This window comes from Pseudomonas sp. Q1-7 (genome assembly GCF_028010285.1).
In the GTDB taxonomy this organism is placed as follows: domain Bacteria; phylum Pseudomonadota; class Gammaproteobacteria; order Pseudomonadales; family Pseudomonadaceae; genus Metapseudomonas.
The window spans coordinates 891630-909518 of the sequence record NZ_CP116304.1 but is presented as its reverse complement, the minus strand read 5'-3'; the positions used below and the strand labels follow the sequence as shown (position 1 = coordinate 909518).

Sequence of the window (17889 nt, the reverse complement as noted above, 5' to 3'; positions counted from 1 at the left end):
ATTCGCGAAAGCAGGACGCAGTCCTGCCCAAGGACTCATGGGGCCGCAATGCGGCCCGGCGCGAATGAATTCGCTCCCACCAGGGAAACCATAGGCAGGTCAGGCGGGCTCAGCGCCCCAGCAGGCGCGCCACGCCCTCGCGCAGCGGTGTCGCCGTGGGGAAGTCGTAGCGCAACAGCAGGCGCGCGTTGTTCGCCCGCGAGTGGCGAATATCCCCGGCACGCGGCTCGGCATGGGTCACTGGCGGCAGGTCGCCCAGCACGTCGCCGATGGCGGCGAGCAATTGCTTGAGGCTGGTGGCCTGGTTGAGGCCGACATTCACCGGGCCGGCCTCCAGCCACTCCGCTTCCAGCGCCTGCACCAGCACCTGCACCAGGTCACCGACGTAGACGAAGTCGCGGGTCTGCTCGCCATCGCCGAACAGGGTGATCGGCAGCCCGGCCAGGGCGCGCTCGGTGAAGATGCTGATCACCCCGGAATAGGGCGAAGACGGGTCCTGGCGCGGCCCGAAGATGTTGAAGAAGCGGAACACCGCCGGCTCCAGGCGATGTTCGCGGCGGTAGAAGTCCAGGTACTGCTCGCTGGCCAGCTTGTCCACCGCGTAGGGCGTCAGCGGCGCCTTCGGCGTGTCTTCGTCGATGGCCGTGCCTTCGCCGTTCTGGCCGTACACCGCCGCGCTGGACGCGAAGACCACCCGCTTCACGCCGTGCCGGCGCATGGCCTCGCAGACGTTCAGGGTGCCGATGAAGTTGCTCTGGTGGGTCGCCACCGGGTCATCCACCGAGGCCTGCACCGAAGCCACGGCCGCCAGGTGCGCCACCGCCTTGCAGCCGGACATGGCACGCGCCACCACGGCGGCATCGGCCACGTCGCCCTCAATGAGTTCCAGCCGCTGGTTATCCAGTTGCAGGTTGGCGCGCTTGCCGGTGGAGAGGTTATCCAGCACACGCACGGCGTGGCCCTTGGCAAGCAGCGCATCGGCCAGGTGCGAGCCGATGAAACCGGCGCCGCCCGTAATGAGGATGGGAGAATCAGCCATGGCGGTAGTAACGATCCAGCAGGGTCGGCAACGCGGCGCGCCAGGCGCGCGGCTTGATGCCGAAGGTGTGGAGGATTTTCTTGCAGGCCAGCACCGCGTTCTGCGGTTCTTCCGCCGCGTCGGGGCGGGCGGCGTGGGCCTGGGGCGTGATGTCCTGCACCTTCAGCGGGTGCAGGGCGCGGGCCTCGGCGAGCAGCGCCTGGCCCAAGGCCAGGGGTGTGGTCGCCTCGTGGCCGCCGTAGTGGTAGGTCCCCCAGAGCGGCGCGGAGCAATCCAGTTGCTTGAGCACGGCCAGCAGCACCCGCGCGGCATCGTCCACCGGCGTGGGATTGCCCCGGCGGTCGTCGGCCAGGCAAATCTCGTCGGCCTGTTCGGCGCGGCCGAGGAAACGCCCGAGGGCACCTTCGCGGCTGTCGTCGAGCAACCAGCCGAAGCGCAGCAGCACGTGCTTGGGGCAGGTCGCGCGAACGCTCTGCTCCATGCGCCAGATCGCCTGGCCACGCGCGCTGAGGGGGACGGTTTCGTCCTTCTCGCTGTAGGCGGTGGCGCGGGAACCGTCGAACACCCGATAGGTGGAAGGTTGCAGCAGGACGATGCCGTGGTGCTGGCAGAGTTCGGCCAGACGCTCCACGCCGCGCTCCTGGGCGGCCAGGCGGGCATCGCTGACTTCGTCGGCCTGGAACCAGTCGAAGTAGTAGGCGAGGTTGACCACGGCGTCGGGCCGGGTGTCATCGAGCAGCTGCGTCAGGCTGGCGGCGTCCCAGCCCTGTTCGGGCGGACGCGGAGCGAGAAATCCAATGTCTTCCTCGGCCCCCAGGCGAATCAGCGCCTGTCCGAGTGAATTGCCGCCACCCAACAGCATCAAGCGCATTCGCATAGAGAAAAAGGTCGCTTAAAGCCGGTTAGAGGGAGTGGGCGGGTCATTCGCCCGCCGCTTAAGAGCCGCATTCTGCGGGTTTCACCGCCGTACGTCACTAACCGCGTGGCGGCTCCGCCCGCGCCGGGCGGAACAGATGGCTGTGCTCGGCGCGGTAGAGGGAGGAATCGGCGAAGCCCTCGGCGGCCAGCACCTCACCCACCAGGATCAGCGCGGTGCGGCGGAAATCCCGTGCCGCCACCTTGGGCAGGATGTCGCCCAGGGTGCCGGTGACCTGCTCCTGGTCCGGCCAGCTGGCGCGGTGGATCACCGCGATCGGGCACTCGGCGCCGTAATGCGGCAGCAGTTCTTCGACAATTTTCGCCAACTGGCTTACCCCCAAGTGAATGGCCAGGGTCGCACGGTGCCGCGCCAGGTCGCCCAGCGCTTCGCCTTCCGGCATCCGTGTCTTGCTGGCGTAGCGGGTGAGGATCAGCGTCTGGGACACCTCCGGCAGGGTCAGCTCGCAGCCCAGCAGGGCGGCGCAGGCGGAGGTGGCAGTCACCCCCGGCACCACGTCGTAGGGAATGCCCCGCGCACGCAGGTGGCGGATCTGCTCGCCGATGGCGCCGTAGAGGGACGGATCGCCGGAATGCACCCGCGCCACGTCCTGCCCCCTGGCGTGGGCCTCGGCCAGCAGGGCGACGATTTCCTCCAGGTGCAGTTCGGCGGTATTCACCACGCGCTCTGCGCAATGCCCGGCCAGCACCGCTTCCGGCACCAGCGAACCGGCGTAGAGGATCACCGGGCAGGAGCGGATCAGCCGCTGGCCCTTCACCGTGATGAGTTCCGGATCGCCGGGGCCGGCGCCGATGAAATAAACGGTCATGGCCGTTCTACCTCGTGCTGGAGGCAGGCCAGGGCACAGGTGGCGCTGGCGCTGCGGCGTTTGTCGATGAGCAGGACGGCGCGACTGCCAAACAGGGTGTCAGCCAGGGCCAGGGCGGCGGCTTCGGCCACCCCCGCACTGCCGCTGGCCGCGCGCACCGGCTCGGAAGGCTGGCTAAGGCGCCGTTCCTGGGCAACCAGCTTATCCACAGGCAGGCAATGCAGCGGGAGCCCCAGCTCCCTGGCCAGGTCGTTCAGCCCGGGCTCCGCCGCCTTGCCTTCGGCGCTGGCCAGCGCGACCAGCGCCTCGAAGGACGCGCCGGCCTCGGCCAGGCACTGCCGCAGCAGGCCTTGCAACTCGTCCGCCGGGCAGCCGCGTCGGCAACCCAGCCCGGCGACCAGTTTCAAACGGAGGGCGACGCGTGGCGCTGGTGCAGCCAGGCGGCGGCCCAGCCCAGCACCGCCCAGAACAGGGCATTGGTGATCAGCGAGGCCGCGATGAACGCGTGCTCCAGGGCTTCAGGCGCTAGGCTGGTGTGGACGTCCGGTTGCGGCGCGCCCAGCAGATGCGGGATCACCAGCAGCAGCAGGCCGGCCACGCGCAGGGCCCAGTGGCGGCCGAAGGCGATCAGCGCCAGGCCCACAGCGGTGGCGCAGGCGGTGCCTACCCACCAGGTCTGGCGCTGGGCCAGATCGGCGGCGGCGGTGCCCGGCAGCTCCGGCGGCAGGCCGAGGGACGGCGCCAGGGCGAAGGTGGCAAAACCGCCCAGCCCCCAGAGCAGGCCCTGCCAGGCGCGGGTCGGGCCGCGCAGGCTGAACAACCCGGCGAGGATCAGGGCGAAGCCCACCGCCACCACCAGGTTGCTGCCCCCGGTGGCGAGGGTGCGCTGCCAACCGTCTTCCGGGGCCCAGGCTTCGTCGCTGTGATCGTGGATGTGGGCCACGGCGGCGCCGCCGTGTTCATGCTCGTGGGGCTGTTCCACAGGCGCCGGCTCGGCGGTCTCGTAAGTCTCCGCCTGGAGGATCAGCGGCGTGACCCACAGACTCTGCAACAGGGTCAGCACCAGGGCGGCGATCAGGCCGGCGAACCCGGCGGTCTGGGCAATGCGCTTGATCATCGGAGCTTACTCAGTGGCAGGGGAAGGCGGCGCTGTGGCGGGTGTCGTGGGCGGCGTTGTGCACAGCCTCGATATGCGAGAAGCCGGCGAAATACACCAGGGACAGGCCGATCAGGCCGGCACCGATGGCCAGGACGAGACGCTGGGCCAGGGTCGATGACGAAGCGGCGGAATGGGACAGGGTGCGGCTGGACATGGAGGTTCCCTCTGCGTTGCGAGTGATGGCGGCAGGGGAACGCGCATGAGGGAAGCGGGCGCACAGGCACCCCGATTTCCGGCTTGCGCCCGCCCACCGCGGGTTGCCAAAACGTGATCAGGCCGGTCTCCGGGCTTGCGACGCCTGCCGATGGCAGGATGGGCTTGCCTTCCCATGCCCGAAAGCACAGTGGCCTACTAATCCCTACGTTCGCTTACCGTTGCGGGGGCAGCGTCGGACTTATCCGAAATTGGATGCACCGACTTCCCGTTTCACCTCGCGTACGGCGACGCAAGGCACCTGAAAAATCCGCGCTAGGACAACACGAGACCGACCAAGCGTCAACTGGCGCGATTGACCGCCGTTGGCGCCCTGCGTAGCCTTCGCCCTTTCGAGGTTCTCCGGGCACGTCCCGGAGCTAAGAGGGAACGTGGTCAAGGCCACGGCTGCCCCCGCAACTGTGATCGCCGCGAACGCCTTCGAAATGCCACTGCTTCATGCGGGAAGGCGAAGGAAAGGCCCCGAAACGGGCCGGGCGAGAGCCAGGAGACCTGCCTCGACGACATTCCACACAACCGGGCGGGGTGATCCGGTGGCGAATCCGTTGCGCGGGGCGAGCCCCGCTGCGTTCGTCATGCCCGCCGACCGACCACGCAGAGGCGCGCATGAAAACCCTGGCCAAGCTCCCCGTCACCATCGTCACCGGCTTCCTCGGCGCCGGTAAGACCACCCTGCTCCGTCACATGCTGGACTCGGCCTCCGGCCGGCGCATCGCGGTGATCGTCAACGAATTTGGCGAGCTGGGCATCGACGGCGAAATCCTCAAGCAATGCGCCATCGGCTGCAGCGAGGAAGAGGCCGTGGGCCGCGTCTACGAGCTGGCCAACGGCTGCCTCTGCTGCACCGTGCAGGAAGAGTTCTTCCCAGTGATGCGCGAGCTGGTGGCACGCCGTGGCGACCTCGACCAGATCCTCATCGAAACCTCCGGCCTGGCCCTGCCCAAGCCACTGGTGCAAGCCTTCCAGTGGCCGGAAATCCGCAACGCCTGCACCGTCGACGCGGTGATCACCGTGGTCGACAGCCCGGCCGTGGCCGCCGGCACCTTCGCCGCCCACCCCGAACAGGTGGACGAGCAGCGCCGCCAGGACCCGAACCTGGACCACGAATCGCCGCTGCACGAGCTGTTCGAGGACCAGTTGGCCAGCGCCGACCTGGTGGTGCTGAACAAGGCCGACCTGCTCAGCGCCGACGCCCTGGCCGCGGTGCGCGCCGAGGTGGCGGAAGAGCTGCCGCCGGCGGTGAAGATCGTCGAGGCCAGCGCCGGCAAGCTGCCGCTCGATATCCTCCTGGGCCTGAATGCCGAGGCCGAGCTGCACATCGACAGCCGCCCCACCCACCACGACCACGAAGGCCACGAGGACCACGATCACGACGAGTTCGATTCCTTCCACGTCGACCTGCCGGACGTGGACGAAACCACGCTGCTCAGCGCCCTCGGCCAACTGGTGGAACGCCACGCCATCCTGCGCATCAAGGGGTTCGCCGCCATCCCCGGCAAACCCATGCGCCTGCTGGTGCAGGGCGTCGGCAAGCGCTTCGACAAGCACTTCGACCGCAAATGGCTGGCCGACGAACCCCGTGGCACCCGCCTGGTGGTGATCGGCCAGGAGCTGGACCAGGTCGCCATCGCCAATGAGCTGCGGACTGCGCTGGCATGAGGCACGCACAACGCCCCTCCCCCATCGGGAGAGGGGCCGGGGGTGAGGGCAATAGCCGGGCGCGGGGACCTTCCCTCCCCCCAACCCTCTCCCAGAGGGAGAGGGGGTAAAAGAGCATGCACCTCCTGCGCACCCAACCCGGCGGCTTCGTCCCCGACGACGGCATCGCCCACCTGGCCCAGACGCCTGCCGAGCTGGTGATTCTCTGCAGCGGCGACTCCCACCTGGCGCTGCTGGCCGAGGCCGCCCGCGAGCTGCCGGCGGACTACCCCAGCCTGCGCCTGGCCAACCCCATGCAGTTGCAGAACCACGCCTCGGTGGACCTCTATGTCGACGAAGTGCTGCAACACGCCAAGGTGATCCTCATCTCGGTGCATGGCGGCGTCGGCTACTGGCGCTACGGCATCGAGCAGTTGGTGACGCTGGCCGAGCGTGGCGCGACGCTGATACTGGTACCCGGTGACGACCGCCCCGACCCGGAGCTGACCGGCCTGTGCAACGTGCCCGCCGAAGAGGCCGAACGCCTCTGGCAGTACCTGCGCCAGGGCGGCCTGGACAACGCGCGACAGCTCTTCCATTGCCTGGCCAGCCGCTGGCTTGACCGCGACTACCCCTGGAGCGAACCCCGCGCCTTGCCCCGCGTCGCCCTCTACCACCCGCGCCTGAGCCCGGCGCGCTTGGACGACTGGCAATCCGAGTGGCAGCCCGGACAGCCGGTGGCCGCCCTGCTCTTCTACCGAACCCACTTGCAGGCCGCCAACACAGCCTTCATCGACAGCTTCTGCGCGCGCATCGCCGCCCAGGGCCTGAATCCGCTGCCCATCGCCGTCGCCAGCCTCAAGGAGGCCGAATGCCTGGAGACGGTGGAGCACTGGCTGGACGCGGCCGACGCCAGTCTGATCATCAACACCACCGGCTTCGCCCAGTCCAACCCGGACACTCCCGGCCCGCGCCCGTTCCGCCGCGACATTCCGGTGCTGCAGGCCATCTGCTCGCTGGACAACGAACCGCTCTGGCGCGAAAACCCGCAAGGCCTGGGCCCGCGCGACCTGGCCATGCACATCGCCCTGCCGGAACTGGATGGCCGCATCATCACCCGCCCCATCAGCTTCAAGGGCCTGGCCTGGCGCAGCGAGCGCAGCCAGAGCGACGTGGTCTGCTACCTGCCCCAGGTCGAGCGCATGGACTTCGTCGCCGAATTGGGCCGGCGCTGGTGCGCGCTCGCGCGCAAGGCCAACGCCGACAAGCGCGTCGCGCTGATTCTCGCCAACTACCCCACCCGCGACGGCCGCATCGGCAACGGCGTGGGCCTGGACACCCCGGCAGCGGCGCTGAACATCCTGCGCGCCCTGGAGGCCGAGGGTTATCCCGTGGCCGGTCTGCCGGACAGCGGCACGGCACTTATCCACAGCCTGCTGGGTGGCGTCAGCAACGACCTGGACAACCTCGACCTGCGTCCCTGCGCGCAAAGCCTGGCGCTGGCCGATTACCTCGCCTGTTTCGCCCGCCTGCCGGAGGCCAACCAGCACGCGGTGCGCGCGCGCTGGGGCGAGCCGCAGCAGGACCCGATGTTCCGCGCCGGAAGGATGATGGTCGCCGGCCTGCGCTGCGGCCTCGCCTTCGTCGGCATCCAGCCGGCACGCGGTTACCAGTTGGACCCGGCGGCCATCTACCACGATGCCGACCTCGTGCCGCCCCACGGCTACCTGGCCTTCTACTTCTGGCTGCGGGAGGTCTTCGCCGCCGACGCGCTGGTCCACGTCGGCAAGCACAGCAATCTGGAATGGCTGCCGGGCAAGGGCGTCGGCCTGTCCGCCGAGTGCTGGCCGGACGCGGTGATGGGCCCCTTGCCGAACATCTACCCGTTCATCGTCAACGACCCCGGCGAAGGCGCCCAGGCCAAGCGCCGCGCCCAGGCGGTGATCATCGACCACCTGATGCCGCCGCTGACCCGCGCCGAGACCTACGGGCCCCTGCGCGACCTGGAACGGCTGGCCGACGAATACTACGACGCGACCCTGCTCGACCCGCGCCGGGCCGTGCAACTGCGGGGAGAAATCCTCGAACTGGTGAGGGCAACCTCACTCGACCGCGAGCTGAACCTCGGCCTCAACGACGACGCCGACAGCTGGCTGCCGCAACTGGATGCCTACCTCTGCGACCTCAAGGAATCGCAGATCCGCGATGGCCTCCATGTGTTCGGCGAGTCGCCGTCCGGACGCCTGCGGGATGACACCCTGCTGTCCCTGGTGCGGATACCGCGCAGCGATGGCAAGGGCGCCAACGCCAGCCTGCTGCGTGCCCTGGCCAGTGACCTGAAACTGGGAAGCGACCCGCTCGACCTGAACTGGGGCGAGCCCTGGCAAGGCCCGCGCCCTGCGGTGCTGGACGCCATCAGCGCGGAACCCTGGCGCAGCAATGGAGACACCCGCGAACGCCTGGAACTGCTCGCCCTGGGCCTGATCGAGACCCGCGACTTCGGCTCCATCGGCGCCGCCAGCGATGCGGTTATCCACAACCTGCGGACCCGGATCGCCCCCACCCTGGATGCCTGCGGCGGCGCCGAAATCGGCGGCGTGCTGGCCGCCCTGGAAGGCCGCTTCGTCCCGCCGGGCCCCAGCGGCGCGCCGAGCCGCGGCCGCCTCGACGTACTGCCCACAGGGCGCAACTTCTTCACCGTGGACGTGCGCAATCTACCCACGCCCACCGCCTGGCGCCTGGGCTTCCAGTCCGCCAGCCTGTTGCTGGAGCGCCACCTGCAGGACCAGGGCGACCACCTGCGCCAGCTCGGTATTTCCGTGTGGGGCACCGCCACCATGCGCACCGGCGGCGACGACATCGCCCAGGCCCTGGCGCTGATGGGCGTGCGGCCGGTGTGGCAGGCCGGCAGCCAGCGAGTGGAAGACTTCGAAATCCTGCCGTTGTCCCTGCTGGATCGTCCGCGGGTGGACGTGACCCTGCGGGTGTCGGGCTTCTTCCGCGACGCCTTCGCCAACCTCATCCGCCTGTTCGACGCCGCCGTGCAGGCCGTGGCTGAACTGGACGAACCGGAGGACCTGAACCCCCTCGCGGCACGGGTGAAACAGGAAAGCACACGCCTCGCCGCCGAAGGCCTGGCCGTCGAAGATGCCCGCCTGCAGGCCGGCTGGCGGGTCTTCGGTGCCCAGCCCGGGGCCTACGGCGCCGGCGTGCAGGGCGCCATCGAGGCACGCCAGTGGCAGGACCGCGCCGAGCTGGCCGAGGTCTATCTCAACTGGGGCGGCTATGCCTATGGCGCGCAGGATGCCGGCACCCCGGCTCGGGAACGCTTCGCCCAGCGCCTGCAACGCTTGCAGGCGGTGCTGCAGAACCAGGACAACCGCGAGCACGACCTGCTCGATTCGAACGACTACTACCAGTTCCAGGGCGGCATGCTCGCCGCCGCCGAAACCCTGCGCGGGGAAAGGGTCGCCAGTTACCACGGCGACCACAGCCAGCCCGACCTGCCACGCATCCGCAGCCTCAAGGAAGAACTGGCCCGCGTGGTTCGTGCCCGCGCGGCCAATCCGAAGTGGATCGCCGGCATGAAGCGCCACGGCTACAAGGGGGCGTTCGAACTGGCCGCGACCGTGGACTACCTGTTCGCCTTCGACGCCACCAGCGAACTGGTGGACGACCACCAGTACCGGCAACTGGCCGATGCCTACCTGCTGGACCCGGACACCCGCGCGTTCATTCGCCAGCACAACCCCGAGGCCCTGCGCGATATCGCCGAGCGCCTGGTGGAAGCCCAGCAGCGCGGGTTATGGGAAAACCCGGGCGACTACCGCGAGGCGATCGAGAACCTGCTGCTCGATAGCGAAGAACAGTAGGTTGGTGCAGAGCGCAGCGAAGCCCAACGTTTCGAGGTAGAGCCCGCACGTTGGGTTTCGCAGGCTCTACCCAACCTACGAGAGCATCCCCACGGCTCACCCCCGCAGACGCGCCGCCGCCTCCCGCAGGATGCGCGCAGTGCCTTCCCAGCCCAGGCAGCCATCGGTGATGGACACGCCGTAGCGCAGGTCGCAGGACAGCGGCTGGGCGCCGTCGAACAGGTGGCTTTCGAGCATCACCCCGCGCAGCGCGTCCTGGCCGGCAAGGCGCTGGGCGATCACATCCTCCAGTACCGCCGGCTGGCGCAGCGGGTCTTTGCCGCTGTTGGCGTGGCTGCAGTCGACCATGATGCGCGGAGCGATACCGAGCTTCTCCAGGCCGGCGCGGGCCGCCTGAACGCTCTCGGCGTCGAAGTTAGGGCCCTGGTGACCGCCGCGCAGCACCAGGTGGGTATCGGCATTGCCGGCGGTCTGCACCAGCGCCGGACGGCCCTGGTCGTCGAGGCCGAAATGCTGGTGGGCATGGGCCGCCGAGCGCATGGCGTCAGTGACGATGCCGAGGCTGCCGTCGGTTCCGTTCTTGAAGCCCACCGGCAGGTCGAGGCCACTGACCAGCTCGCGGTGGATCTGCGATTCGCTGGTGCGCGCACCGATGGCGGCCCAGCTCAGCAGGTCGTCCAGGTAACCGGCCACCAGGGGTTGCAGCAACTCGGTGGCCACCGGCAAGCCCAGCTCGGCGATGTCCAGCATCAGCCGGCGGCTGAGCGCCAGTCCTTCGGCCATGTCGCCGCTGCCGTCCAGCCGTGGGTCGTACACCAGTCCCTTCCAGCCCACGGTGGTACGGGGCTTCTCGACGTAGGCGCGCATCACCAGCAGCAACTGGTCGCTCACCTCGGGTGCCAGGGCGGCGAGGCGCCGGGCGTAGTCGAGGGCGGACTGCGGGTCGTGGAGGGAACAGGGGCCGACCACCACCAGCAGGCGCGAGTCCTCGCCATCCAGCACGGCGCGCACGGCCTCGCGCTGGGCGCGGATCTGGCGGGCGAGCTCATGGGTCAGCGGCAGGCGCTGGCGCAGGTCGGCAGGGGTGGGCAGCGGACGCGTGCTGCGGGATGACGGGATGACCACGTCCAGGGCATGCAGCGGCGGTACAGCGGTGGGCAGAACGGAAACGGAAGAATTCATGACTGGCGTCCTCGGCCGGCGCGGCTCGATCCGCGCGCGGCGCGCTATCTGGGTGTTCGATTCAAGGGGGTGCGGGCGGTACGGGAGCGGCTAAATCGCCAGTCGTTGCGGTAATAGGTCGAGTCGGTGCGGTAGCTGATCATGGTGCGATCCTCGGTAACGTCGGTTCGGTCTTTTGGACCCTGGAAAACAAAAACCCCCGGTCGGGTTGCCGACCGGGGGTTTCGTGGAGCTTTGGCGGCGACCCTGCTGGAGTGGGCCGCCTGATGGGTATCAGGTCAGCCCCTGGCTAAACCAATACCCGTGGAAATAGCTGGCCGCCGCGGCCACACGCACACGCGCCTGGGCCGAGGCCGGGCGAGCGATGGGCGAAGTGGAAGCGGTGTGCGGCATGACGATCTCCAAAGCGAATGCTGGCTAACCTACTGCATCGCCCCGTGCCGTTCAATCACTGTTTTCTATCGGCCGCCCCGGTGTTTCGCTACCATGCGCCGCACGCGTCCGTAGGAATCTGCCATGTCCGACCTCCCCCACTTCCCCCTCAGCGCCGTGGTCGGCGCCGATGAGCTGAAGCTGGCGCTCCAGCTCGCCGCCATCGACCCCGCCATCGGCGGCGTGCTGATCGAAGGTCCGCGCGGCATGGCCAAGTCCACCCTGGCGCGGGGCATCGCCGACCTGCTGGAAGACGCCAGCTTCGTCACCCTGCCACTGGGTGCCAGCGAGGAACGCATCGTCGGCACCCTGGACCTCGACGCCGCCCTCGGCGAAGGCCGCGCCCGCTTCTCCCCCGGCGTGCTGGCCAAGGCCCACGGCGGCGTCCTCTACGTGGACGAGGTGAACCTGTTGCCCGACCACCTGGTGGACCTGCTGCTGGATGTGGCCGCCAGCGGCGTCAACCTGGTGGAGCGTGACGGCATTTCCCACCGTCACGCCGCGCGCTTCGTGCTGATCGGCACCATGAACCCCGAGGAAGGCGAACTGCGCCCGCAACTGCTGGATCGCTTCGGCCTCAAGGTGTTGCAGGACGGCCAGCCGCAACCGGCCGAGCGCGCCGAGATCGTCCGACGCCGCCTGGCCTTCGATGCCGACCCGCAGGCCTTCGTCGCCCGCTGGCACACCGAGCAACAGGCCCTGGCCGAACGCTGCCGGAACGCCCGCACCCGGCTGGCCGGCATTCCCCTGGACGACGCCGCGCTGGACGAGATCGCCCGCCGCTGCTTCGCCGCCGGGGTCGACGGCCTGCGCGCCGACCTGGTATGGCTGCGCGCCGCCCGCGCCCATGCCGCCTGGCGCGGCGCCGCGCGGATCGAGGCGGAAGACCTCGACGCCGTCGAGCACTTCGCCCTGGCCCACCGCCGTACCCACACCCCGCCACCGGCCGCACAAGCGCCGCAATCCCCGCCCGGCGGCACTCAATCCCAGCCCAGCGACGGCGAAGGCCAATGGGGCGAACTGCCCGCGCAGGCCGTACCCATGGGCGAACGGCGCGAGCTGCCACGCTGGCCAAAAAAGCCCTGAGCATCCGCCCGCACACGGTCACAGGGGCGGGTGCCCGACCCAGGCCCGGCCCCCTCGGCAACGGTCGCAGCGGCGCACGCCGTTCCGGCGTCGAGGGCGCCATCCAATGGCTGCCCACCCTGCTGCGCGGCCGCCCGCGCAAGGCCGCCGATCTGGTTCGCGTGCCGCGTAGCCAACACCCCGATGAACTCTGGCTGGTGCTGGTGGACGCCTCCGCCTCCACCCGTCGCCATGGCGCCCTGAGCCAGGCCAAGGGGTTGCTGGCCGAGCTGTTCGAGTCCGCCTACCGCCAGCGCGCCCGTCTCGCCGTGCTCCACGCCACCGGCCGCGCGCCCCAGTGGCTGTGGCAGGGCAGCAAGGCGTCCCCCGCCCTGCATCACTGGCTCGCCGAACTCGGCGCTGGCGGCGGCACGCCGTTGATCGAGGCGCTGCACCAGGCCGGCCGATGGCTGGAACGGCGCCAACGGCAGAAGCCCGCCGAGACCCAGCGGATGCTGATCCTCACCGATGGCCGCCTGAAGGACTGGCCGGCGCTGCAGCCGTTGGGGTGCCCAGCGCTGCTGGTGGATATCGAAAGTGGGCCGATCCGGTTGGGACGGGCGAAGCGGCTGGCGGAGGCGTTGCTGGCGGAGTACCGGACCATCGCCGAACTGGGAATCGATGGGGTTCGTTCCTCAACCCATCCTGCGCGCTAGATCCCAGTAATCAGCAAATCCAGTGCCGCGATGATTTCGTTGCGCAATGCAGAAAGGTCGGCGACCTGCTCGCCCAGCGCCTTCCTGGAGACACCGGCCAGCTCCGGCGTCACCATCACGACGGTGTTTCCCTCCACCTCGAACAGGGGCATCAGGGTCTTGAGCACCCGGCCCTTCATCACGTCGACGGTGTAGAGCGGCACCACCACTCGGCTTCCCAGATCGGCGATCAGGTCACTCTGGATATCCAGCAGATAGGGAATGGTCGTACGCGTGGCGGGGTTCGCATTGAGGTGGACAGCGAACTGAGGCATCAGAAGCGTCTCAGGCCGTCGCTGAACACACCGTCCATCTCGATGTGCTGGTTGTAGGCGGCCATCGCTGCACGGTTCTCTTCCAGCCAAAGCTCGCGTTGACGGGCTCTCAGCGCTTCCACCAGGGCCTGTTCGAGGGTGGCGGAGAGGTTGATGTCCAGCGAGCGGGCCTTGTTCAGCAAGTCACTGTTGATGCTGAGATTCGCAGGCTTCTTGGGGGCATGCTGATCGTAGATGGCGGGCATGATCGATCCTCACGAGCAATGCGCACAGACTATGCGCACTCAGGCATGCCGGTCAAAGCCGCCGGCCGAATGGATTCAGCCCTTCATCAACATCTCCGGCACTTGCCGCTCTTCCACGATCCGCGCCTGAACCCAGCGCAGCACCTCTTCCTCATCGCGGATGCGGTACCACTCACCTTCCGGGTAGAGGCTGGCGGTGGGGCCCTCGTCGCAGGGGAACTGGCACTGGGTGCGGGTGATGTGTACACCGCCTTCGCACTCCAGCTTGCCGGCGGCCTTGAGCGTTTCCCGCAGCTTCTTCCACAGTGGCAGGGCGCCGCGGCGGGTGCAGCGCGGACCGTTGCACAGCAGCAGGCGACGGGCGTGGGGCGGGATGCAGGACCAGGCGTGGCTGCCGGGTAGAGCGGGCACATCCAGGCAGGCCAGGTGCAACGCCGGGCGCTCGACCAGGGCACAGGCGGCGCCGGCCGGGTCGGCCTCGAACTGGCCGAGCAGGCTGGCGACGAACAACCCGTCGGGCGCCTCCAGCCGGCCCAGTTCGCTGCGCAGCCAGTCCAGGTGCGGGGCAGAGGCTTGCGGCTCCAGATCGATCACCAGCAGCGGCCGCGCACTGGCCTGCACTTCGCGCCAGAGGGCGTCGTAGCCGGCGCTGGTATCGACGACATCGGCCAGGGCCGGCCCACCGCGCAGGGCAGCCAGTTGGCGACGGAAGAGTTCGGCGAAGGCACCCTCGCCGAGGTCCGGCCCGGCGAACAGCACGCGGGCGTAGGAAGTTGCGTTCATGGGGTTTCCAGGTAGGGGGCAAGGGCCTGCCAGAGGCGCTCGACCGAATCGAATTCGCGCGTCACCGGCGGCAGGTCCGGACGCTTGAGGATCAGCACCGGCAGCCCGCGTTCGCGGGCCACCTGCAACTTGGGTTCGGTGGACTGACTGCCGCTGTTCTTGCTGACCAGCACGTCGCTGCCCAGCCGTGCGAACAGCGCGCGCTCGCCGTCGAGGTCGAAGGGGCCACGGGCGCCTATCACCTCGTAGCGCTCACCCGCCGGCTGGTCTTGCAGGCAGCGCACGGTCCAGTGCTGCCGTGGCGGAATCTCGTGGAGGTGCTCCAGGGGTTCGCGACCGAGGGTGAAGAACGGGCGGCGGAACGCCCTCAGGGCCGCCGTCAGCCCCTGCCAGTCTTCGACCTCGCGCCAGTCGTCGGCCTCGCCCGCCTGCCAGCCGGGACGGCGCAGGGCCCAGCAGGGCACGCCCGCCAGCCGGGCGGCGGCAGCGGCATTGCGGCTGATCTGCGCGGCATAGGGGTGGGTGGCGTCCAGCAGCAGGCCGATGCCTTCGGCGGCCATGAACCGGGCCAGGCCTTCGGCGCCGCCGTAACCGCCCACGCGCACCTGGCAGGCGAGGTCGTCCGGCACCTTGCCGAGGCCGGCGAGGCTGTAGACGTGCGCGGGTCCCAGGCGGCGGGCGATGGCCAGGGCTTCGCTGACCCCGCCCAGCAGGAGGATGCGCGTCATCGCGGTTCCACGGCCTCACCGACGATGTTGCCCAGACGGTCGATGGCGAAGACTTCCAGCGCCACGCCGGCCGGCACGGTCTTGCGGGCGAAGGCCAGGGCATGGGCGCAGACCGCGTTGCCCAGCGCGATGCCGGCGTCCTGGGCCATGACCAGCGCCAGCTGGCTGGTGTTGGCGCCGCGCATGGCGGCCTGCAACTCGGCGCTGGCACCCAGTTCGGCGGCCCATTGCGCCAGCAGCGGCAGGTCGATGCTGGAGCTGCGGCTGTGCAGGTCCAGGTGGCCGGCGGCGAGCTTGCTGATCTTGCCGAAGCCGCCACACAGGCTGAGCTTGTCCACCGGCGCCTTGCGCAGGTGCTTGAGCACCGCGCCGGCGAAGTCGCCCATTTCGATCAGCGCGGTGTCGTCCAGGTGGTAGCGGCGGCGCATGGCGTCCTCGCTGGCGTTGCCGGTGCAGGCGGCCAGGTGGCGGAAGCCATTGGCACGGGCGACATCGATCCCCTGGTGGATGGAGGCGATGTAGGCCGAGCAGGAGAACGGCCTGACGATGCCGGTGGTGCCGAGAATCGACAGGCCGCCGAGGATGCCCAGACGCGGGTTCATGGTCTTCAGCGCCAGCTCCTCGCCACCCTGTACGCAGAGCGTCACCGCGAATCCGCCGCGGTAGCCGCGCTCGGCAGCGAGGCGGGTGAGGTGCTCGGTGATCATCTGCCGGGGCACCAGGTTGATCGCCGGCTCGCCCACGGCCAGGGTCAGGCCCGGCTTGGTGACGGTGCCGACGCCGGGGCCGGCATGGAAGCGCACGCCGGCTTCGGCGGCCAGGCGCACCTGGGCATAGATCAGCGCACCGTGGGTCACGTCCGGGTCGTCGCCGGCATCCTTCAGGGTGCCGGCTTCGGCGCCGCCGCCCATCAGCCGACAGAACTCCAGGCGCATCAGCACCTGCTGCCCCTTGGGCAGCACGATTTCCACCGCATCCGTCGCCTCCCCGCCCAGCAACAGGCGCGCCGCCGCCAGGCTGGTCGCCGTGGCGCAGCTGCCGGTGGTGTAGCCGCTGCGCAGGGGCGCGGGCTGTTCGGGGGTTTCGTCACGCATGGGCAATGGCGGGTCCACTCAGAGGTTCAGCTTGGCGCTGAGCGCAGCGAAGCCCAACGCGTCGATGCTGGGCCTCGTTCCTCGGCACCAACCTACGCATGCTTGGTCACCTCAAGCAGGGTAATCGGCAGGGCCGAACGCCAGGTGTCGAAGCCACCCAGTGGTTGGGCCTGGGCCACGGCGATGCGCGTGAGTTCGCCGCCATGGGCTGTGCGGAAGGCCATCAGGACGGCCTCGCTCTGCAGGGTCACGGCATTGGCGATCAGCCGTCCGCCAGGCTTCAGCCGGCTCCAGCAGGTGTCCAGCACGCCGGCTTCGGTGACGCCGCCGCCGATGAAGAGGGCGTCCGGCGCGGGCAGGCCGTCCAGCGCCGCCGGAGCCTCGCCAGCCACCAGTTGCAGGCCGGGCACGCCGAGGGCATCGCGGTTGTGGGCGATGTGCGCCTGGCGCTCCGCGTTGGCTTCGATGGCGATGGCGCGGCAAGTCGGGTGGGCGCGCATCCATTCGATGCCGATGGAGCCGCAACCGGCGCCCACGTCCCACAGCAATTCACCCGGACGTGGCGCCAGCCGCGCCAGGGTGATGGCGCGCACGTCGCGCTTGGTGAGCTGGCCGTCGTGGCGGAAGGCGTCGTCCGCCAGGCCGGTGGTCAGGGGCAACGCACGGGTGCCCGCGTCGCCCTGGACTTCGATGGCCAGCAGGTTGAGCGCGGCGTTGTCGCCCGCCGGCCATTCACCGGCGACGCCGTCGATACGCCGCTCCCGTTCGCCCCCCAGGTGCTCCAGCACGGTCAGCCGGCTGCAGCCGAAACCGCGCTCGGCCAGCAGCGCCGCGACGGCGGCCGGGCTGCTGCCGTCGTTGCTCAGCACCAGCAGGCGGGCGCCTTCATGCAGGTGGGCATTCAGCACGGCCAGGGGCCGGGCGACCAGCGACAGCAGGACCACCTCCTGCAGCGGCCAGCCCAGGCGGGCAGCCGCCAGCGAACAGGACGAAGGCGCGGGCAGCACACGCATTTCCGCGCTGGCAACCTGCCGCGCCAGGCTGGCGCCGACGCCGAACAGCATGGGATCGCCGCTGGCCAGCACGCAGATCGGCGTACCGCGTTTTTCCAGCACCGGCGCCAGAGAGAAGGGGCTCGGCCAGGGCGTGCGGCGGGCGCGGATGCAGCGGGGCAGCAGGTCGAGCTGGCGCGCTCCGCCGACCACCTCGGCGGCGTCCAGCAGGGCGTGACGGGCCGCCTTGCCCAGGCCCGCGTAGCCGTCTTCGCCAATACCAATCACTGTCAGCCAGGGCTGCATTTGCCGTCCTCATTTCCGAAATCGCCCGGGATATCCGGCTTCCGACAGGCAGCCTTTTCCCCGCTCCGGGCAAAGCGGGCATAATAGCGCCCTTCATCGGTCGCCGGCGCTCACCTGACGAGCCCGGCCTAAGAGGGAACACGGTCGAGCCGTGGCTGCCCCCGCAACTGTAAGCAGCGAGTCCATGCATTCCAGATTGATCGAAAGCGTCGCGCGCGAAGATTAGGCAAGGCCGTCGCCAACGCCCCCATCATCGAGCGCAGCAGCATTTGCTCAACCTGAACAGGCCACTGAATTTTCGGGAAGGCCGCAGAGGACGACGACCTGCCAGCCAGGAGACCTGCCGGTGGAACCAGTCGCGTGTGC

The 17889-nt window shown here is 69.4% G+C and carries 17 protein-coding genes and 3 riboswitches; of the genes, 4 read left to right on the top strand and 13 right to left on the bottom strand.

The window, feature by feature from the left end; all coding sequences use genetic code 11:
• Positions 1-109 precede the first annotated feature (109 nt).
• From PJW05_RS04135 to PJW05_RS04110, 6 genes are all read right to left on the bottom strand, one after another.
• Entirely contained in the window at positions 110-1039 is a 930-nt protein-coding gene (locus PJW05_RS04135) for an NAD-dependent epimerase/dehydratase family protein (protein WP_271410479.1), read from the bottom strand.
• Entirely contained in the window at positions 1032-1916 is an 885-nt protein-coding gene (locus PJW05_RS04130) for a sugar nucleotide-binding protein (RefSeq protein ID WP_271410478.1), read from the bottom strand. The genes PJW05_RS04135 and PJW05_RS04130 overlap by 8 nt, the downstream gene beginning before the upstream one ends.
• A gap of 97 nt (positions 1917-2013) precedes the next feature.
• The gene (cobM, locus tag PJW05_RS04125; protein ID WP_271410477.1) at positions 2014-2784 is read right to left on the bottom strand and encodes a precorrin-4 C(11)-methyltransferase; all 771 of its coding nucleotides are present in this window, start codon (positions 2782-2784) and stop codon (positions 2014-2016) included.
• Positions 2781-3191: a cobalamin biosynthesis protein gene (locus PJW05_RS04120; protein WP_271410476.1), complete on the bottom strand. Its 411-nt coding sequence runs from the start codon at positions 3189-3191 to the stop codon at positions 2781-2783. The genes cobM and PJW05_RS04120 overlap by 4 nt, the downstream gene beginning before the upstream one ends.
• A complete protein-coding gene (locus PJW05_RS04115; RefSeq protein WP_271410475.1) occupies positions 3188-3901 on the bottom strand; it encodes a CbtA family protein in 714 nt (237 codons plus the stop codon). The genes PJW05_RS04120 and PJW05_RS04115 overlap by 4 nt, the downstream gene beginning before the upstream one ends.
• 10 nt (positions 3902-3911) lie before the next feature.
• Complete coding sequence (locus PJW05_RS04110; RefSeq protein ID WP_271410474.1) at positions 3912-4097, bottom strand: CbtB domain-containing protein; 186 nt, start codon at positions 4095-4097, stop codon at positions 3912-3914.
• 103 nt (positions 4098-4200) lie between these two features.
• Positions 4201-4416, bottom strand: a riboswitch (cobalamin riboswitch).
• A gap of 58 nt (positions 4417-4474) precedes the next feature.
• A riboswitch (cobalamin riboswitch) is annotated at positions 4475-4670 on the top strand.
• A gap of 92 nt (positions 4671-4762) precedes the next feature.
• Here PJW05_RS04110 and cobW point away from each other — a divergent pair.
• Both cobW and cobN read left to right on the top strand, forming a co-directional pair.
• Positions 4763-5815: a cobalamin biosynthesis protein CobW gene (gene cobW / locus PJW05_RS04105; protein WP_271410473.1), complete on the top strand. Its 1053-nt coding sequence runs from the start codon at positions 4763-4765 to the stop codon at positions 5813-5815.
• A 116-nt stretch (positions 5816-5931) separates the two neighbouring features.
• Positions 5932-9666 carry a cobaltochelatase subunit CobN gene (gene cobN / locus PJW05_RS04100; protein ID WP_271410472.1) on the top strand — a complete coding sequence of 1245 codons (3735 nt, stop codon included), beginning with the start codon at positions 5932-5934 and terminating at the stop codon, positions 9664-9666.
• Positions 9667-9762: 96 nt separating this feature from the next.
• Here the strand turns inward: cobN and PJW05_RS04095 are convergent, their stop codons facing one another.
• Positions 9763-10848 (bottom strand): 3-deoxy-7-phosphoheptulonate synthase, encoded by a 1086-nt coding sequence (locus tag PJW05_RS04095; RefSeq protein ID WP_271410471.1) that lies wholly within the window; start codon positions 10846-10848, stop codon positions 9763-9765.
• Positions 10849-11364: 516 nt separating this feature from the next.
• Between PJW05_RS04095 and PJW05_RS04090 the strand changes: the two genes are divergently transcribed.
• Complete coding sequence (locus PJW05_RS04090; protein ID WP_271410470.1) at positions 11365-12366, top strand: ATP-binding protein; 1002 nt, start codon at positions 11365-11367, stop codon at positions 12364-12366.
• Positions 12291-13061: a vWA domain-containing protein gene (locus PJW05_RS04085; protein WP_271410469.1), complete on the top strand. Its 771-nt coding sequence runs from the start codon at positions 12291-12293 to the stop codon at positions 13059-13061. Before PJW05_RS04090 ends, PJW05_RS04085 begins: the two co-directional genes overlap by 76 nt.
• Here the strand turns inward: PJW05_RS04085 and PJW05_RS04080 are convergent.
• The 6 genes from PJW05_RS04080 to cbiE form a co-directional block, all read right to left on the bottom strand.
• Positions 13058-13375 (bottom strand): CcdB family protein, encoded by a 318-nt coding sequence (locus PJW05_RS04080; protein ID WP_271410468.1) that lies wholly within the window; start codon positions 13373-13375, stop codon positions 13058-13060. The two genes, PJW05_RS04085 and PJW05_RS04080, sit on opposite strands and share 4 nt — an antisense overlap.
• Positions 13375-13620, bottom strand: coding sequence for a type II toxin-antitoxin system CcdA family antitoxin (locus PJW05_RS04075; protein WP_271410467.1), 246 nt, complete (start codon positions 13618-13620; stop codon positions 13375-13377). Before PJW05_RS04075 ends, PJW05_RS04080 begins: the two co-directional genes overlap by 1 nt.
• Before the next feature lie 75 nt (positions 13621-13695).
• Positions 13696-14403, bottom strand: coding sequence for a (2Fe-2S) ferredoxin domain-containing protein (locus tag PJW05_RS04070; protein ID WP_271410466.1), 708 nt, complete (start codon positions 14401-14403; stop codon positions 13696-13698).
• Positions 14400-15131 (bottom strand): cobalt-precorrin-6A reductase, encoded by a 732-nt coding sequence (locus PJW05_RS04065; protein WP_271410465.1) that lies wholly within the window; start codon positions 15129-15131, stop codon positions 14400-14402. The genes PJW05_RS04070 and PJW05_RS04065 overlap by 4 nt, the downstream gene beginning before the upstream one ends.
• Positions 15128-16225, bottom strand: coding sequence for a cobalt-precorrin-5B (C(1))-methyltransferase (locus PJW05_RS04060; protein ID WP_271410464.1), 1098 nt, complete (start codon positions 16223-16225; stop codon positions 15128-15130). The genes PJW05_RS04065 and PJW05_RS04060 overlap by 4 nt, the downstream gene beginning before the upstream one ends.
• A gap of 92 nt (positions 16226-16317) precedes the next feature.
• Positions 16318-17523, bottom strand: coding sequence for a precorrin-6y C5,15-methyltransferase (decarboxylating) subunit CbiE (gene cbiE, locus PJW05_RS04055; RefSeq protein ID WP_271410463.1), 1206 nt, complete (start codon positions 17521-17523; stop codon positions 16318-16320).
• An 80-nt stretch (positions 17524-17603) separates the two neighbouring features.
• Positions 17604-17885: riboswitch (cobalamin riboswitch) on the top strand.
• Positions 17886-17889 lie beyond the last annotated feature (4 nt).

Excerpts from the sequence above, each read along its gene's own strand:
- PJW05_RS04135 (WP_271410479.1), bottom strand. The coding sequence starts at position 1,039 with ATGGCTGATTCTCCCATCCTCATTACGGGCGGCGCCGGTTTCATCGGC.
- PJW05_RS04130 (WP_271410478.1), bottom strand. The coding sequence starts at position 1,916 with ATGCGAATGCGCTTGATGCTGTTGGGTGGCGGCAATTCACTCGGACAG.
- cobM (WP_271410477.1), bottom strand. The coding sequence starts at position 2,784 with ATGACCGTTTATTTCATCGGCGCCGGCCCCGGCGATCCGGAACTCATC.
- PJW05_RS04115 (WP_271410475.1), bottom strand. The coding sequence starts at position 3,901 with ATGATCAAGCGCATTGCCCAGACCGCCGGGTTCGCCGGCCTGATCGCC.
- PJW05_RS04110 (WP_271410474.1), bottom strand. The coding sequence starts at position 4,097 with ATGTCCAGCCGCACCCTGTCCCATTCCGCCGCTTCGTCATCGACCCTG.
- cobW (WP_271410473.1), top strand. The coding sequence starts at position 4,763 with ATGAAAACCCTGGCCAAGCTCCCCGTCACCATCGTCACCGGCTTCCTC.
- cobN (WP_271410472.1), top strand. The coding sequence starts at position 5,932 with ATGCACCTCCTGCGCACCCAACCCGGCGGCTTCGTCCCCGACGACGGC.
- PJW05_RS04095 (WP_271410471.1), bottom strand. The coding sequence starts at position 10,848 with ATGAATTCTTCCGTTTCCGTTCTGCCCACCGCTGTACCGCCGCTGCAT.
- PJW05_RS04090 (WP_271410470.1), top strand. The coding sequence starts at position 11,365 with ATGTCCGACCTCCCCCACTTCCCCCTCAGCGCCGTGGTCGGCGCCGAT.
- PJW05_RS04085 (WP_271410469.1), top strand. The coding sequence starts at position 12,291 with ATGGGGCGAACTGCCCGCGCAGGCCGTACCCATGGGCGAACGGCGCGA.
- PJW05_RS04080 (WP_271410468.1), bottom strand. The coding sequence starts at position 13,375 with ATGCCTCAGTTCGCTGTCCACCTCAATGCGAACCCCGCCACGCGTACG.
- PJW05_RS04075 (WP_271410467.1), bottom strand. The coding sequence starts at position 13,620 with ATGCCCGCCATCTACGATCAGCATGCCCCCAAGAAGCCTGCGAATCTC.
- PJW05_RS04070 (WP_271410466.1), bottom strand. The coding sequence starts at position 14,403 with ATGAACGCAACTTCCTACGCCCGCGTGCTGTTCGCCGGGCCGGACCTC.
- PJW05_RS04065 (WP_271410465.1), bottom strand. The coding sequence starts at position 15,131 with ATGACGCGCATCCTCCTGCTGGGCGGGGTCAGCGAAGCCCTGGCCATC.
- PJW05_RS04060 (WP_271410464.1), bottom strand. The coding sequence starts at position 16,225 with ATGCGTGACGAAACCCCCGAACAGCCCGCGCCCCTGCGCAGCGGCTAC.
- cbiE (WP_271410463.1), bottom strand. The coding sequence starts at position 17,523 with ATGCAGCCCTGGCTGACAGTGATTGGTATTGGCGAAGACGGCTACGCG.